We start from the raw sequence: 15,720 nt of genomic DNA, 5'->3' as shown, positions 1-15,720 counted from the left end.
GACGGTGACGGGCGGCGCCGGCGGCTGAGAGCGCGACGGGTCAGAAGGCGGGGATGACCGCGCCGTCCGCCCAGGTCTCCTCGATGAACTGGCGAACCTCCTCCGAGCGGAGCAGCTCGTCCAGCTTCACGATCGCCTCGTTCGTCTCGTCGCCCGCGCGCACGGCGAGGAAGTTGGCGTAGGGGTTGTCCTCACCCGACTCGACGAGAATGCCGTCCTCGGTCGGAGACAGCCCCGCCTCGATGGCGTAGTTGCCGTTGATGACCGACGCGTCGACGTCCTCCAGAGTGCGGGCAAGCGACGCGGCATCCGCCTCGACGAACTCGAAGTTCTTCGGGTTCTCAGCGATGTCACCGACCGTGGCCGCGACGACCTCGACGTCATCCGAGAGGGTGATCAGACCCGCCTGCGCGAGCAGGTCGAGGGCCCGCCCCTGGTTCGACGGGTCGTTGTTGATGCCGATGCGGGCACCGTCCGGCAGGTCGGCGACGTCGTCATACTCGTTCGAGTACAGCGCGAACGGCTCGATGTGCACGCCGGGGAAGTGCTCGAGGTCGTAGCCCTGCCCCTCCGTCTCGAACTCGAAGTACGGCAGGTGCTGGAAGTAGTTCGCGTCGAGCTCGCCGTCGGCGAGCGCGCGGTTCGGAAGCGCGTAGTCGTCGTAGCTGACGATCTCGAGGTCGAGCCCCGCCTCCTCGGCGAGATTCCCGTCCACGAACTCCAGGATGGTGCCGTGCGGCACGGGCGAGACGCCCACGGTGAGGGTGGTGATCCCCTCCTCGTCGGGTGCGGCGATCTCCGCGTCGGATCCGCCGGCGCCGCAGCCGGCGAGGAGAAGGATGCTGGCCGCCGTGGCGGCGGTGACGGTCGCGATGCGTCGCATGACTGTGCGCTTTCTGGTGGTGCCTGATCCGATCAGCGGTGGTCGATCCTCTTCACGACGGTGTCCCCGACCCACTGCACGATCGCCACGAGGGCGACGAGCAGCACGATGCAGGCGACCATCGTGTCGCCCTGCCACCGGCGGTAGCCGTAGTCGATGGCGAGCGCCCCGAGGCCGCCGCCGCCGATCGTCCCGGCCATCGCGGTGTAGCTGATCAGTGTCACGGTTGTGACGGTGAGGGCTCCGACGATACCGGGGAGGGCCTCGCGCACCAGAACGTGATACGTAATGTGACGTCGCGATGCGCCCATCATCTGCACGGCCTCGATCTTGCCGCCGTCCACCTCGCGCAGCGCGTTCTGAACCATGCGCGCGAAGAACGGGATCGCACCGACCGCGAGCGGCACGACGGTCGCCTGCCACCCGAGCGCGCTGCCGACGACGAAGCGGGTGAACGGGATCAGCGCGATCATCAGGATGATGAACGGGATGGATCGGCCGAAGTCGACGATGAGGCTCAGCACGCGGTAGACAGCCGGCTGCGGAGTGAGGCCCTTCGGGCTGACGCTGTGCAGCAGGATGCCGAGCGGGAGGCCCAGCGCGGCGACCGCCAGCGTGGTGAACACCATCATGAGCAGCGTCTCGCCGGTCGCCTCCCACAGCCGGTCGTGGAAGATGGGGTTGTTCCAGAACAGGTCGCTCACTGCTCGTCCCCCTCTCCGCGCGCCTGCGCGCTGGTGAGCTCGGCATGCACGCCCGCGCTCCGGAGCGCCGCGAGCATCCGCTCCGCCTCCTGCGGGCTGGACGGAGCGAAGTGGATGCGCCCCACCTGGCGGCCGTGGATCGTCTCGACGGTGCCCGCGGTGATCTCGGCCGTGGCTCCCGCCTCACCCAGGATTCGGAAGAGTCCGGCGAGATCGGGACCGCCCTCGGTGGCGAGGAGGGCCTCGATGATCGCGCCGTCCTCGCCGAGGTGCACGGGCGGGAGCGGGATGAGCTCCTTCGACAGCGGCGAGGCGGTGTCGCCGATCACCTCCAGCAGGGGACCGCTGCGTGCGATGCGGCCGTCGGCGAGGAGCGAGACCGAATCACACACCTCGCGCACGACGCTCATCTCGTGCGTGATGATGACGACCGTGATGCCGAGTCGGTCGCGCAGGCTGCGGATGAGGGAGAGGATCTGGCGGGTGGTGGCCGCGTCCAGCGCCGACGTCGGCTCGTCACAGAGCAGCACCGCGGGCTCGGCCGCGAGCGCCCGCGCGATGCCGACCCGCTGCTTCTGCCCGCCGGAAAGCTGAGAGGGGTAGCTGCCACGGCGCTCGGTGAGGCCGACCAGATCCAGCAGCTCGGCCACACGGCGCCGACGCTCGGCCCCCGTGACGCCCGCGACCTCGAGCGGGTGAGCGATGTTCTGTTCGGCGGTGCGGGAGTCCAGCAGGTTCACGTGCTGGAAGACCATGCCGATCTTCCTGCGCGCCTTCCGCAGCGCCGCGCCACGGGCGGACGACAGGTCCGTCCCGTCGATGGTGATCTTGCCGCTCGTGGCCGGGTCGAGGCCGGTGAGGCAGCGGATCAGGGTGGACTTGCCGGCACCGGAGCGGCCGACGATCCCGTGGATCTCGCCCCTGTCGATCGTGAGATCGACGCCGTCCAATGCGGTTACGCCTCCGGGGTAGACCTTGCTCACCCCGCGCAGTTCGATCATGTGGTGCTCCTCGGGCCCTCCGTCGGGGCCGCCCACCATTCTCACCTTCGGCGCCTGAGCGCCGAGGCGAGACGACGTCGTATGACGCCGTGCGTCGCGCGACGGCGTCAGAGGTCGAGAGCGCGAAGGAGCTCCGAGGGATCGGCCTGCATGGGATGAGGTCCCGCGATGTCGAGGAACACGGTCGTGATCTCGTCAGCGTGCGCCGCGAGGAACGTGCGCAGCCACTGCGGCGAGTAGACCCCGAAGGCCGGCGGCAGGTTGGCCGGTTTGTGGCGTGCGTCGCTGAACAGCAGCAGGGCCACGTCTCCCGTGGCCGGGTCGCGGAAGGTCCACACCTCGCCGCCATCGAGCGGGTTGTCGCGGGGACCGGGCTTGAGCAGCGGGACGATCGTGTTGCCGTTGCGCAGGGCCAGGGCGACGGCGGCCATGTCCTGCTTCTCGAGCGCCTGCGCGAGCGCCTCCGAGCGCACGTCCTGCTCGGTCAGCTTCGGGGGCTTGCGCTTCTTGGCCATGCTTTCAGCCTATGCGGGCGCTCCGGGCCGGACACAGAGAACCGGCCCCGCAGGTGGATGCACCGCGGGGCCGGTCGTCGAGTGGGACGAGATCATTCCATGTTCATGGCGTCCTGTGCCCGTCCGGCGATCTTCTCCACGGGGTTCGGCAGCTCGGTGGTGCCGTAGAACCGGGAGTCGGGGTGGGTGGGCGGCGGCATCGGCGAGCTCGTCGTGGGGCCGTCGTGGTACGTGAACTCGCCCTTGCCGTCCGGCGTCGGACCGGACGCCCAGCGGCCCTCGGCGGCGGCGGCGCCGTCGCTGAAGTTCAGGTACTGGTACGACACCTCGCGGTGCTCCTTGTCGATCGGGAAGTTGCTCGGCACCGGCAGCTCCTCCACGCCGTTCTCCTTGAGATCCTCGATCGCGGCGAGCCACTGGTTCTGGTGCATCGTGTCGCGCGCGATGAGGAAGGCCAGCAGGTCGCGCACGCCCGAATCGTTGGTCATGTGGTACAGCCGCGCCGCCTGGAGGCGGCCCTGCATCTCGCCGTTGGCGTTGGCCGTGAAGTCGGCGAGCAGGTTGCCGCTGGCCGTGATGTAGCTGCCCTGCCACGGGTTGCCGTTGCTGTCGACGGGGCGAGCGCCGGCGCCCGCGACGATCGCGTGCTGCACGTCGGTGCCGCCGATGACCGCGGCGACGGTCGGATCGCTCTGCACGGCCTCCTCGGTGATGCCCAGTGGCGACTTCTCCAGCAGCTGCGCGATCATCACCGCCAGCATCTCGACGTGACCCATCTCCTCGGCACCGATCCCGAAGAGCAGGTCGCGGTACTTGCCGGGGATGTGGGAGTTCCAGGCCTGGAACTGGTACTGCATCGCGATGGTGATCTCGCCGTATTGGCCGCCGAGCACCTCCTGCAGCTTGCGGGCGTAGACCGCGTCGGGCGCGTCCGGCTTGACCGAGTGCTGCAGCTCCTGCCTATGGAAAAACATGCGTGGTGCCTCCCGCGAGTTCGAACCGGTTGATGGTGCGGCCAGTCAACGCTCCGATATCGGGGCACGCACGGGGGTGGCCGGTCGTGGAGACGTCTGCGACAATGCGCAGGGCGCGCTCAGCCCAGAATGAACTGGCGCGACGAGGGCGACGCGATGCCGCCGATCTCGACCTTCAGGTGGTACGACGATCCCCCGCCGGGGGCGACCGGCCGCCTGTCCGAGTCGCACGTGTCGACGGCCGAGCGGGTGCGATCCCACACCACGGGCTCGGCGCTCGTCACCTCCTGGCCTGCGGCCAGCGTCACGATCATGTCGATCGGGTCGCGCTGGCAGTCGGTGGAGCGCCACCAGGTGTCGTCGCCGCTGGTGATGGTGAAGCGCTGCTGCGACGTGCCCACGTTGAACGTGCACTCCACGTCGCCGGTGTTCACCAGGCGAATCGAGAGGCGTGGCTGCTCATCCGCGGCGTACACGTCCTTATCGGTGAGCGCCTCCACCTGGATCGCGTTCGGGTCGCACACCTGCGGTCCGGTTGCCTCGGTCGGCTCCGGCTCCGGCTCCGGCGTCTGCGATCCGGAGGGGGCGGGCGTCGCCTCGCCGGTCGGTAGCGGCGTGCTCGTCGGCGCCGACGGCTCGGGCTCGGAGAAGAGCGCACCGACCATCCGCCACGGTTGCGCCGTGACCGCCCACACGATGCCCGCGGTGATGCCGCCCACGACGATGAGGGCGAGCAGGAGCGCCACGATCCGCCGACGCCGGTAGACGGCGGGGGAATGACGTCGCGCGCTCACGTCTTCAGGGTAGGCGGCGAGGCGGCTCAGAGCCGCTTGAGCATGCGGGTGTTGCCGAGCGTGTTCGGCTTCACATGCGCCAGATCGAGGAACTCGGCGACGCCCTCGTCGGGGCTGCGCACGAGCTGCGAGTACACGTCCGGGTCGACGATCTGCTCGCCGATCGGCGTGAAGCCGCGACGCGAGAAGAAGTCGACCTCGAACGTGAGGCAGAACAGGCGCGTCACCCCGAGAGCGCGAGCATTGTCCTCCAGACGGTCGACGATCGCGCGCCCGATACCGTGGTGCAGCCAGTCATCGCGCACGAGCAGGGTGCGCACCTCTGCCAGGTCTTCCCAGATCACGTGCAGGGCGCCGCAGCCGATGATCTCTCCCGCCGCCTCGGCGACGACGAACTCCTGCGTCGCCTCGTACAGGACCACGAGATCCTTGCCGAGCAGGATCCGGCGCTGCACGTACGGCTCGAGCAGGTCGCGGATCGGCACGATGTCGGCCGTGCGGGCCGGGCGCACCAGGAACTCGGTCATCCGTCCAGCGTAGAACCCGATGCTCGACCCCGCCTGCGGGGCCGGCGACGACGCCCCGGATAGAGTCCTCGGGTACGCCCACGCCGTCGAGAGGTCACATGTCACCCACGGAACCGCAGCCCGGCCACAGGGTGGTCATCCGATACACGGATGACGGATCGCCCACGGACGCCGTCGGGTCTGTCGTCGCGGTGACCGAGCGCGACGTCTCGGTGGAGACCAAGCGCGGCCGGGTGACGATCCCCCGGGGCGCGATCCTGCTCGTTCACGAGCTGCCACCCGCGCCCACGCGTCCTGGCGCGCTGCACCGGATCGTGTCGGCGGAGGACCTGCAGCGGATCGCCGCGAACACCTGGCTGCCGGAGGACTCGGCGTGGCTGCATGCCGACAATCTGCGGGCCGAGGAGCGCGACGAACCGGCCGCCGTGCAGGCGGGCTGGCTGCTGCGCGCGAACGGTGGCGTCACCAACCGGGCGAACTCCGCCCTCCCCCTGAGCGATCCGGGCATGCCGCCGGAGGCCGCCCTCGAGCTCGTCACGGCGTGGTTCGCCGCGCGCGACCAACCGCCCGCCTTCCTCATCCACTCGTCTGCGGGCACGACAGAGCTGGCCCCCGCGTGCGCGGCCATCGCGGGGCGCTTCCGCGACGCCGGACTGGTGCCCTCGAAACCCACCCTCGTGATGACGGCCGCCGCCCGCGAGATCGCGGCGGACGCCGGCCGACCCGTCGAGGCCGCACCGGCGGGCCTCGAGATCGTCGAGCACGAGGAGCCGCACGCCGTGCACTTCGAGGCATGGGGGCGCCCGGTCGGGTCGCCCGGGTACGAGGCCTACCGGGCGCTGGTGCGCGGCCCCGAGTCGCGGACCTTCTTCTCCGCGATCGCCCGCGACGCGGAAGGATCCACCTCGCTCGTCGGCGTCGTCCGGCTGGCGATGTCGCAGAAGTGGGCCGTGATCTCCGATCTCGTCGTCGCCCCCGCCTTTCGCCGCAGGGGCGCAGGGCGGGCGCTGGTGCGCGCGGCGGCGGCCGGTGCCGCCGTCCGCGGTGTGCGCTCGGCGCTCGTGCAGGTCGAGGCGGGCAACGAGGCCTCGCTCGCGCTCATGGCCGCGCTCGGCTTCACGGAGCACCACCGCTACTGGCACGCGCGCGTGGCGGGCTGAGCGCGGCCGGCCCACGGCATCACCACCGCAAGCCGCGCCGGCGCCCCGACCCGGGAGTGTGTGCCCCGGACACGCAAAAGGGCGGCCCCCGAGGGGACCGCCCTTCTGGTGTGAGGTCGGATCAGCTGCCGAGCGCCAGGTCCGGCGTGCCGGAGATGCCGCCCGAGGTGTTCACGCCGACCGCCACGCGCTCACCGCGCGGGGCGTTCTCGAACGTGAACCGGCCGTCCGCGACGTCCACCTTGATGTGGTGGCCCGCCTCGAGGGTGCCGGCGAGGATCCGCTCCGAGAGCTGATCCTCGATCTCGTGCTGCATCGCGCGGCGCAGCGGGCGAGCGCCCAGCGCCGGGTCGAAGCCGATCTCGATAAGGCGCTCCTTGGCGGCGCGCGACAGCTCGATCGTCATGTCGCGGTCCAGCAGACGGTCGTTGAGGCGCTTGGTGAACAGATCCACGATCTGGACCAGCTCCTCCTTCGACAGCTGCGGGAACACGATGATGTCGTCGACGCGGTTGAGGAACTCGGGCTTGAAGTGCCGCTTCAGCTCCTCGTCCACCTTGCCCTTCATCCGCTCGTACGTCGTGGTCGAGTCGCCCTCGATCTGGAAGCCGACCGGGCCACCGGCGATCGCCGACGAACCGAGGTTCGTCGTCATGATGATCACGGTGTTCTTGAAGTCGACCACGCGGCCCTGACCGTCGGTCAGGCGACCCTCCTCGAGGATCTGCAGCAGCGAGTTGAAGATGTCCGGGTGCGCCTTCTCGATCTCGTCGAACAGCACGACCGAGAACGGCTTGCGGCGCACCTTCTCGGTGAGCTGGCCGCCCTCCTCGAAACCGACGAACCCCGGAGGGGCACCGAACAGACGCGAGACGGTGTGCTTCTCGCCGAACTCGCTCATGTCGAGCGAGATCAGCGCGCCCTCGTCGTCGAACAGGAACTCGGCGAGCGCCTTGGCGAGCTCGGTCTTTCCGACACCGGTGGGGCCGGCGAAGATGAACGAGCCCGAGGGTCGCTTCGGGTCCTTGAGGCCCGCACGCTGGCGACGGATCGTCTTCGAGAGGGCGGCGATCGCCTCCTCCTGTCCGATGACCCGCTCGTGCAGAGCCTTCTCCATGAAGACGAGGCGGCTGGTCTCCTCCTCGGTGAGCTTGAACACCGGGATGCCCGTGGCCTGGGCCAGCACCTCGGCGATCAGACCCTCGTCGACCACCGCGCGCGACTCGATGTTGCCCGAGCGCCACTGCTTCTCGAGGCGCAGGCGCTCGCCCAGCAGCGCCTTCTCCTCGTCGCGCAGCGCGGCGGCCTTCTCGAAGTCCTGCTCCTCGCTCGCGGCCTCCTTCTGCTCGCGCACCTTCGCGATGCGCTCGTCGAACTCGCGCAGCTCGGGCGGGCTCGACAGGATCGACAGGCGCAGGCGAGCGCCGGCCTCGTCGATCAGGTCGATCGCCTTGTCGGGCAGGAAGCGGTCGCTGATGTAGCGGTCGCTGAGGTTGGCCGCCGACACGATGGCGCCGTCGGTGATCTGCACCTTGTGGAACGCCTCGTAGTGGTCGCGCAGGCCCTTCAGGATGTTGATGGCGTGCGGCAGTGACGGCTCGTTCACCTGAATCGGCTGGAAGCGGCGCTCGAGCGCAGCGTCCTTCTCGAAGTGCTTGCGGTACTCGTCGAGCGTGGTGGCGCCGATCGTCTGCAGCTCGCCGCGGGCGAGCAGCGGCTTCAGAATCGAGGCGGCGTCGATTGCGCCCTCGGCGGCGCCCGCTCCCACCAGGGTGTGGATCTCGTCGATGAAGACGATGATGTCGCCGCGGGTGCGGATCTCCTTGGTGACCTTCTTCAGGCGCTCCTCGAAGTCACCGCGGTAGCGCGACCCGGCGATCAGCGATCCCAGGTCGAGCGAGTACAGCTGCTTGTCCTTGAGCGTCTCGGGCACCTCGCCCTTGACGATCGCCTGCGCGAGACCCTCCACGACGGCGGTCTTGCCCACACCGGGCTCGCCGATCAGGACCGGGTTGTTCTTGGAGCGGCGCGAGAGGATCTGCATCACGCGCTCGATCTCCTTCTCGCGCCCGATGACCGGGTCGAGCTTGTTCTCGCGCGCGGCCTGCGTGAGGTTGCGACCGAACTGGTCGAGCACCTGCGACCCGCCCTGGCCCTGCGACGTCTGCTCGACGCCGCCGCCCACCGCGGCAGGCTCCTTGCCCTGGTAACCCGAGAGCAGCTGGATGACCTGCTGGCGCACCTTGTTGAGGTCGGCGCCGAGCTGCACGAGCACCTGCGCCGCGACGCCCTCACCCTCGCGGATGAGACCGAGCAGGATGTGCTCGGTACCGATGTAGTTGTGGCCGAGCTGCAGCGCCTCACGCAGCGACAGCTCCAGCACCTTCTTCGCCCGCGGCGTGAAGGGGATGTGGCCGGTCGGCTGCTGCTGACCCTGGCCGATGATGTCCTGCACGCGCTCGCGAACGGCGTCCAGCGAGACGCCCAGGGACTCGAGAGCCTTCGCGGCGACGCCCTCGCCCTCGTGGATGAGACCGAGCAGGATGTGCTCGGTGCCGATGTAGTTGTGGTTGAGCATCTTCGCCTCTTCCTGGGCGAGCACAACCACACGACGGGCACGGTCGGTGAATCTCTCGAACATGTCACTCCTCCGGGCACTTGGCCTTCGGGACGCGGGGTGCAGGAAGCGCACCTCGCGCCATGGATTCCACCGTAACGACGGATGGCCCCCGCGGCGCCCGTGTTCGCCCTGGGCATAGCGCGTTCCGGGTGCCGACGACCCGCAACGGGACGACGGGCGGCGGGCGGGTCGGGGCGGGGGCGTCACCTCCCGTTCAGATGCCGGTCGCCGCGCGGCCACGCGTCGCTCCTACGGTGTGCCGGTCCCCTCCGACCAGAAGAGATCGTCACTTCCCGCATGCATACGAAGCCACTCATCGCGCTCGCCACCGTCGCGCTCACCGCGCCCCTCCTCGTCGCTCCCGCCGCGGCCTCCGCCGCGCCGGCGGAGGACACGCTCGGCCTCCACCTGACCGGCGGCGGCTCCTCCCTGCTCGAGGCGCAGTCGCAGCGGATCGCCCCCGGGCTGGACCACGTCGCGTTCTCCCGGCTCGAGGGCGCCGGGTGGGTGACGGGCGACATCCTCGTCGCCGACCTCACGACGCCCACGCTGTCGCTCGACGTCGTCGACTCGGGCAGCATCACCACGCCTGCGCGCGTGAGCGACCAGGTGGCCGGCAGCGGGGCGGTCGCGGCCGTGAACGGCGACTACTTCGACATGAACGCGACGAACGCCCCGGTCGGCACGAACGTCACGAGCGAGGGCATCCGCACCGGATCGGCCTCGCCGCGCGAGGCGTTCACGATCGCCGACGGCCTCGCGGCGGTGCAGCAGCTCACCGCGCGGGGCACCCTCCCCACCCCCGCCGGCCCCGTCGCGATCAACGCGTTCAACGCCCCCTCCATCCCGGCCGACGGGATCGGCGTCTACACCGCCGCGTGGGGCGACTACACGCTGAACAATGCGGCGGGCGGCGCCCAGCGCGTGTCCCGAGCCAGCGTCGTCGACGGCGTCGTCACCGAGGTCGCTCAGGGCGCGGGCGCTCCGGAGATTCCCGACGGCGGCCACGTGCTGCTCGGGCGCGAGGCCGGGGCGGACGCGATCGGTGCCCTGCAGGTGGGCGACGCGGTCACCATCGAGGTCGGCCCGTCGGCCGACGTGGACCTGGCCGTCAGCGGCAGCCAGCGCCTCGTCATCGACGGGCAGAAGGGCACCGCGGAGCAGGTCGAGGCCGCCCGCACGGCCGTGGGCGTCAACCGCGACGGCACGGAGATCTACATCGTCGCGATCGACGGCCGCGCCTCGGACAGTCGCGGGCAGACGATCCAGGAGCTGGCCCAGCTCATGCTCGATCTCGGCGCGTACAACGCGGTGAACCTGGACGGCGGCGGGTCGACCACCATGCTCGCGCGCCCCGCCGGGGCGGCGGAGCTGGAGCTCGTGAACCGTCCGTCGGACGGCAGCGAGCGGCTCGTGGCGAACTCGCTCGTCTTCTTCTCGAGCGCGCCCGCCGAGGCCGCCACGGAGGTGCAGGTGTCGCCCGCTGTCGACGGCGGCGACGCCGTGTTCCCCGGCCTCGACCGCTCCGTCACGGCCACGGGCCTCGACGCCAACCTGGGTCCCGTCGGCGTGACGGGCTCCTTCTCCGCGGAACCGGGGCTGGAGGTGCGCTCGGCCGAGGCGTCGTCCGCCGTCGTCACGGGCATGGCGCCCGGCAACCACGAGCTCGCCTTCACGAGCGAGTCCGGACTCACGGGCACGGCGCCGCTGCGCGTGCTGGGCGAGCTGGACCGGATCGAAGGCTCCTCCCGCGTCATCTCGTTCCTCCAGCCGGACGAGAGCACGACGTTCCGTGTCACCGGATACGACGGCGACGGCCACACCGCCCCCGTCGAGGTCTCAGACGTGAGCATCGACGCCGGCCCCGAGGTGTCGATCGAGCCCGCGGGCATCGACGCCTTCACGATCCGTCCGCTGGTGGAATCGGGCGCGACGACGCTGCGCGTCGACGTGGCCGGTCACCGCTTCGAGGCCGCGGTGACCGTCGGCCTCGCCGAGGACGTGGTGCTCGACTTCGCGGACGCGGCCGCCTGGCGGCAGGAGACCGCCCGCGCGACCGGCACGCTCGCCGCCGCTCCGGCTGCCGGCCCGGACGGACAGGACGCGCTGTCGATGACGCACGATTTCACGACCAGCACGGGCACGCGAGGAATGTATGCGATCGCCCCCCAGCCGATCGAGCTGCCCGGCCAGCCCCGTGCCGTGACCCTGTGGATCAACGGCGACGGCACGGGCGCGTGGCCCCGCCTGCAGGTGCGTGCCGCCGGCGCGACCGCCGCCACGAATCTCGACGGCCCCACCATCACCTGGGAGGGCTGGCGCAAGGTGGAGTTCACGGTGCCGGCCGGGATCGCCTACCCGCTCGCCTTCGAGCGGATCCGCATCATGGAGACGCGCTCGACCGCGCAGTACCAGGGCTCGCTACAGTTCGCCGAGCTCGGCATCGTCTACGCCCCCGAGGTGGACCAGCCGCAGGCCACACCCGTGTTCGATCCGCTCATCATGACCAATGGCACGGCGGACGACAGCCCGCTGCGGGTGGCGGTGGTCAGCGACTCGCAGTTCGTCGCGCGCAATCCCGACAGCGAGATCGTCGCGGCCGCGCGCCGCACCCTGCAGGAGGTCGTGGCCGCCGATCCCGACCTGCTCGTCATCAACGGCGACTTCGTCGACGAGGCCAGCCCCGCCGACTTCGACCTGGCGCGGCGGATCCTGGACGAGGAGGTCGGCGACGCCGTCCCGTACATCTACGTGCCCGGCAACCACGAGGTGATGGGCGGCGACATCGCCAACTTCGAGGCGGCCTTCGGTGATACCCGCACCGCGCGAGACATCGAGGGCACCCGGATCATCACGCTGAACTCGGCCAGCGGCTCGCTGGGGCAGCGCGGCGGCGCCATCGACCAGCTGCAGTTCCTCGAGGATCAGCTGGCCGACGCGGCCGATGACCCGGACATCACCGGGGTGACGGTGTTCTTCCACCACCCCACGCAGGATCACCTGGTCGGCGACCACAGCCAGCTCTCCGACCGTGTCGAGGCGCGCGAGCTGGAGGCCACCTTCGCCGAGTTCCGCGCGGAGACCGGCAAGTCCATCGCCGCGGTGAACGCGCACGTGGGCAACTTCTCGGGCCGCAGCTCGGAGGGCGTGAGCTATCTGACCAACGGCAACTCGGGCAAGAGCCCCTCGGGGGCGGCGGAGCTGGGCGGCTTCACCGGCTGGACCATGCTCGGCATCGACCCGGCCCGGGGCGTCGTCGGTGCCGAGCCGGCGCCGGTCGTCGACCGGACGGCGTGGCTGCGCGCGGAGGTGCGCCCCCGCGTGGACGAGCTCACGCTGTCGGGCGTGCCCGAGACGCTGCCGATCGGCGGGACGGCGCAGGTGTCGGGCACCGTGTCGCAGGACGGCACGCGCGAGGTGCCGGTGGCATGGCCGATGTCCGCCCGGTGGGGCGGCGAGGGCGTGGTGGTCGACGACGGCGCCCTGCGCGCGCTCGAGGCCTCCGCCCAGGTCGTGCGGTTGAATCCCGCCACGGGGGAGCTGACCGCCGTCGCCCCGGGCACGGCCACGGTGGAGCTGACGGTCAACGGCGTCACCCGCGCGGCGTCCGTGACGGTGCCGGCGGCGCCCGGCGGCACTCCCGAACAGCCCGGTGAGGAGCCCGAAACACCGCAGCAGCCGGGCGACGGGGACGACGCCGACCCCGGCCCCGGTGACGGCGCCGGTGACGGCGATGGCTCCAGCGACGCCCCGCGGCCGGGGTCGGGCGACCCGGGCGACGCCGCCGCCGATCGCGGTCTCGCCGCCACGGGAGCCGAGCCGGGCATCATCGCCGCGGGTCTCCTGCTCCTGATCGCGGGCCTGGCCACCACCCTGGGACTCGCCGCGGCGCGCCGCCGTCGCACCCGCTGAAGCACCGAGTCCCTACTCGGGCGAAGAGGGCCGGAACACCGCTTCCGGCCCTCTTTCGCGCATCGGCCGTTTCGAAACGTTCCGTCATACGGGCTCGGAACAACCTGAGCACTCTTAACGTTGACTCGCCTGGCACCAGGCAGCCCCCGAAACGGAGAACCATGAGCACCACCACGACCTCGCCGAGGACGCGGACGAAGCGACCCTTCTACGCCTCCTTCGGCTTCCAGATCCTCGTCGCCCTCGTCGTCGGCATCGGGCTGGGCCTGCTCGCGCGCCAGCTCGGCGCGACCGCGGATGAGCCGAACGCCCTCTCGGGCACGCTCGACACGATCGGCAGCTCCTACGTCACCCTGCTGCGCGCCGCCGTCGTCCCGCTCGTGTTCACGGCGATCGTCGCGAGCATCTCCAACCTCCGCCGTGTGCAGAACGCCGCGCGCCTGGCCGGCCAGACCCTGCTGTGGTTCGCCATCACGGCGTTCATCGCCGTGTCGATCGGTATCGTGCTCGGCCTGACCCTCCAGCCCGGCAACCGCGCGGGCGAGGGACTCGAGGGCCCCGCAGAGCCGAGCCGCGTCGGCTCGTGGTGGGACTTCCTCATCGGTCTCGTGCCGCAGAACTTCCTCGGCCTGGGCGTCTCCGGCACGGTCGACCCCGAGACCGGGGCGTTCACCGGCAGCGCCTCGTTCAACATCCTGCAGATCATCGTCGTCTCGGTCGTCGTCGGCATCGCCGCGCTGCGCGCGGGCAAGAAGGCGGAGCCGTTCCTCGCCTTCACCGAGTCGCTGCTCAAGGTCATCCAGCGCGTGGTGTGGTGGATCATCCGTGTCGCACCTATCGGCACCCTGGGCCTCATCGGTGCCGCCGTGGTCGAGTACGGCTGGGAGAAGCTGACGTCGCTGGCGTGGTTCGCGTTGGCGATCTACATCGGTCTCGCGCTCGTGCTGTTCGTCGTCTACCCGGTTCTGCTCGCCTCGCACCGCCTCTCGATCAAGCAGTACTTCACGGGGGCGTGGCCGGCCATCCAGCTCGGATTCGTCAGCCGCTCATCGCTGGGCACGCTGCCGCTGACGCAGCGCGTGGCGGAACGCAACCTCGGGGTGCCGCGCGAATACGCGTCGTTCGCCGTGCCGTTCGGCTCGACCACGAAGATGGACGGCTGCGCCGCCATCTACCCCGCGATCGCCGCGATCTTCGTCGCGCAGTTCTTCGACATCGAGCTGTCGTTCATCCAGTACCTGCTGATCGTCGTCGTCTCGGTCGTGGGCTCCGCGGCGACCGCCGGAACGACCGGCGCGACCGTGATGCTCACGCTCACCCTGTCGACGCTCGGGCTGCCGCTCGAGGGCGTGGGTCTGCTGCTGGCGATCGACCCGATCCTCGACATGGGCCGCACCGCGGTGAACGTCGCGGGCCAGGCGCTCGTGCCGGCGATCGTCGCCAAGCGCGAGGGCATTCTCGATCAGGACCTCTACGACGCTCCGCGCGAGGGCCTGCCGTTCCTTGACGAGGATGAGGCGGAGGCCGACAAGGTCACCGACTCCGAGGCGACCGACGCGCAGGAGCCCGCGGCCGAGACCGCGGGCGCGGGGAGCGCGACGGCTCGCTGATCCGACCGGACGATGGCCCGTCTCCCTTCGGGGAGGCGGGCCATCGTCGTTCTTCCCGCCCGCGCCCGCGAGCGGCGCCTCGCCCCCCCCCCGGCGACACCACGCTTGACTTATCGATATTCGTTGTTATCGTTTTTCGTGAACAACGATCCGATAGGGGGAACGGTGACGACATCCACCACCACGCGACCGCTGTCGCGCGGCGACCGCATCGCCTTGGGCATCATCGCAACGGGCGCGGCCGCGGTGGCGATCATCGCCCTGGCGGCGATCGTGATCGCCGCCGTCGATGCCGTCGGGCGCACGGTGACCGTGACGAACCTGTCGTTCGTCGATGCACCCCTGGCGCCGCCGACGGGTGCCGCTTCCGCCCGATACGAGAGCGCCGCAGTCACCCTGGCGGCCGCTCCGGCGTCCATCCGATCGATGCTGTTCCTCGAGGGCGCTCTGCCCGCGTTGGCAACCATCGGCACGTGCGCGATCGCGGTCTGGCTGGGCCTCGGGCTGATCCGGTCGCGGCCCTTCACCCGCGGCGCCGACGCCGCTCTCTTTGCGGTTGCGAGCATTGTGATGGCGGGCGGGATCGGCGGGCAGGTCGCCGGCGCCGTCGGGCGCGCGGAGACGACCGCGCTGCTGGAACGGACGAACCCCGCAATGGAGGGGATCTTCTCCACCTTTCTGCTCAATCTGGACCTCGCACCCGTGGGCTGGGGCTTCACACTCGCGCTCGTCGGCGGGGTGGTCGGCGTCGGCCGCCGCCTGCAGCGCGACACCGAGGGGCTCGTGTGAGCCCGGCGGCGGAGGAGGAGGCCAGCGGCATCCACTGTCGGCTCGACGAGCTGCTCGCCGAGCGCGGCATGACCCTCACCGCTCTGAGCGAGCAGGTCGGGGTGAGCATCGTGAACCTCTCGGTCCTCAAGAACGACCGGGCCCGCGCGATCCGCTATTCCACGCTCTCGGCGATCTGCCGCGCCCTCGACTGTGAGGTCGGCGACCTGCTCGTCCGCGCTGACTGAACGC

General features: G+C 70.6%; 13 protein-coding genes. 5 read left to right on the top strand and 8 right to left on the bottom strand.

Going from position 1 to position 15,720, the window contains the following annotated elements; genetic code table 11:
• Nucleotides 1-40 precede the first annotated feature (40 nt).
• The 7 genes from N8N77_RS11340 to N8N77_RS11310 all read right to left on the bottom strand — a co-directional run bounded on the left by N8N77_RS11340 (nucleotide 41) and on the right by N8N77_RS11310 (nucleotide 5,398).
• The gene (locus N8N77_RS11340; RefSeq protein ID WP_261166975.1) at nucleotides 41-883 is read right to left on the bottom strand and encodes a MetQ/NlpA family ABC transporter substrate-binding protein; all 843 of its coding nucleotides are present in this window, start codon (nucleotides 881-883) and stop codon (nucleotides 41-43) included.
• Nucleotides 884-915: 32 nt separating this feature from the next.
• Nucleotides 916-1,587: a methionine ABC transporter permease gene (locus N8N77_RS11335; protein WP_261166974.1), complete on the bottom strand. Its 672-nt coding sequence runs from the start codon at nucleotides 1,585-1,587 to the stop codon at nucleotides 916-918.
• A complete protein-coding gene (locus N8N77_RS11330; protein ID WP_261166973.1) occupies nucleotides 1,584-2,588 on the bottom strand; it encodes a methionine ABC transporter ATP-binding protein in 1,005 nt (334 codons plus the stop codon). The genes N8N77_RS11335 and N8N77_RS11330 overlap by 4 nt, the downstream gene beginning before the upstream one ends.
• 107 nt (nucleotides 2,589-2,695) lie before the next feature.
• On the bottom strand, nucleotides 2,696-3,103 hold the full coding sequence (locus N8N77_RS11325) for an SseB family protein (RefSeq protein WP_261166972.1): 408 nt from the start codon (nucleotides 3,101-3,103) through the stop codon (nucleotides 2,696-2,698).
• Nucleotides 3,104-3,195: 92 nt separating this feature from the next.
• Nucleotides 3,196-4,077 (bottom strand): manganese catalase family protein, encoded by an 882-nt coding sequence (locus tag N8N77_RS11320; RefSeq protein WP_261166971.1) that lies wholly within the window; start codon nucleotides 4,075-4,077, stop codon nucleotides 3,196-3,198.
• Nucleotides 4,078-4,196: 119 nt separating this feature from the next.
• Entirely contained in the window at nucleotides 4,197-4,871 is a 675-nt protein-coding gene (locus tag N8N77_RS11315) for a hypothetical protein (RefSeq protein WP_261166970.1), read from the bottom strand.
• Nucleotides 4,872-4,897: 26 nt separating this feature from the next.
• Nucleotides 4,898-5,398 carry an amino-acid N-acetyltransferase gene (locus N8N77_RS11310; protein WP_261166969.1) on the bottom strand — a complete coding sequence of 167 codons (501 nt, stop codon included), beginning with the start codon at nucleotides 5,396-5,398 and terminating at the stop codon, nucleotides 4,898-4,900.
• A 98-nt stretch (nucleotides 5,399-5,496) separates the two neighbouring features.
• On the opposite strand from N8N77_RS11310, the gene N8N77_RS11305 reads away from it, so the two are divergent.
• On the top strand, nucleotides 5,497-6,558 hold the full coding sequence (locus tag N8N77_RS11305; RefSeq protein ID WP_261166968.1) for a GNAT family N-acetyltransferase: 1,062 nt from the start codon (nucleotides 5,497-5,499) through the stop codon (nucleotides 6,556-6,558).
• A 121-nt stretch (nucleotides 6,559-6,679) separates the two neighbouring features.
• Here the strand turns inward: N8N77_RS11305 and N8N77_RS11300 are convergent, their stop codons facing one another.
• Nucleotides 6,680-9,199 carry an ATP-dependent Clp protease ATP-binding subunit gene (locus tag N8N77_RS11300; RefSeq protein WP_261166967.1) on the bottom strand — a complete coding sequence of 840 codons (2,520 nt, stop codon included), beginning with the start codon at nucleotides 9,197-9,199 and terminating at the stop codon, nucleotides 6,680-6,682.
• A gap of 276 nt (nucleotides 9,200-9,475) precedes the next feature.
• Between N8N77_RS11300 and N8N77_RS11295 the strand changes: the two genes are divergently transcribed.
• From N8N77_RS11295 to N8N77_RS11280, 4 genes are all read left to right on the top strand, one after another.
• Complete coding sequence (locus tag N8N77_RS11295; RefSeq protein WP_261166966.1) at nucleotides 9,476-13,090, top strand: phosphodiester glycosidase family protein; 3,615 nt, start codon at nucleotides 9,476-9,478, stop codon at nucleotides 13,088-13,090.
• A 161-nt stretch (nucleotides 13,091-13,251) separates the two neighbouring features.
• Nucleotides 13,252-14,700, top strand: coding sequence for a dicarboxylate/amino acid:cation symporter (locus N8N77_RS11290; RefSeq protein WP_261166965.1), 1,449 nt, complete (start codon nucleotides 13,252-13,254; stop codon nucleotides 14,698-14,700).
• A gap of 165 nt (nucleotides 14,701-14,865) precedes the next feature.
• On the top strand, nucleotides 14,866-15,489 hold the full coding sequence (locus N8N77_RS11285; protein ID WP_261166964.1) for a hypothetical protein: 624 nt from the start codon (nucleotides 14,866-14,868) through the stop codon (nucleotides 15,487-15,489).
• On the top strand, nucleotides 15,486-15,716 hold the full coding sequence (locus N8N77_RS11280; RefSeq protein ID WP_261166963.1) for a helix-turn-helix transcriptional regulator: 231 nt from the start codon (nucleotides 15,486-15,488) through the stop codon (nucleotides 15,714-15,716). Before N8N77_RS11285 ends, N8N77_RS11280 begins: the two co-directional genes overlap by 4 nt.
• Nucleotides 15,717-15,720: the final 4 nt, after the last annotated feature.

The organism is Microbacterium sp. Marseille-Q6965 (genome assembly GCF_946151065.1).
Classification (GTDB): Bacteria; Actinomycetota; Actinomycetes; order Actinomycetales; family Microbacteriaceae; genus Microbacterium.
This window is presented reverse-complemented; position numbering and strand designations above follow the sequence as displayed.

Bases quoted from the DNA above. Each gene is read 5' to 3' on its own strand.
- N8N77_RS11340 (WP_261166975.1), bottom strand. From the start codon at position 883: ATGCGACGCATCGCGACCGTCACCGCCGCCACGGCGGCCAGCATCCTT.
- N8N77_RS11330 (WP_261166973.1), bottom strand. From the start codon at position 2,588: ATGATCGAACTGCGCGGGGTGAGCAAGGTCTACCCCGGAGGCGTAACC.
- N8N77_RS11325 (WP_261166972.1), bottom strand. From the start codon at position 3,103: ATGGCCAAGAAGCGCAAGCCCCCGAAGCTGACCGAGCAGGACGTGCGC.
- N8N77_RS11320 (WP_261166971.1), bottom strand. From the start codon at position 4,077: ATGTTTTTCCATAGGCAGGAGCTGCAGCACTCGGTCAAGCCGGACGCG.
- N8N77_RS11310 (WP_261166969.1), bottom strand. From the start codon at position 5,398: ATGACCGAGTTCCTGGTGCGCCCGGCCCGCACGGCCGACATCGTGCCG.
- N8N77_RS11305 (WP_261166968.1), top strand. From the start codon at position 5,497: ATGTCACCCACGGAACCGCAGCCCGGCCACAGGGTGGTCATCCGATAC.
- N8N77_RS11300 (WP_261166967.1), bottom strand. From the start codon at position 9,199: ATGTTCGAGAGATTCACCGACCGTGCCCGTCGTGTGGTTGTGCTCGCC.
- N8N77_RS11295 (WP_261166966.1), top strand. From the start codon at position 9,476: ATGCATACGAAGCCACTCATCGCGCTCGCCACCGTCGCGCTCACCGCG.
- N8N77_RS11290 (WP_261166965.1), top strand. From the start codon at position 13,252: ATGAGCACCACCACGACCTCGCCGAGGACGCGGACGAAGCGACCCTTC.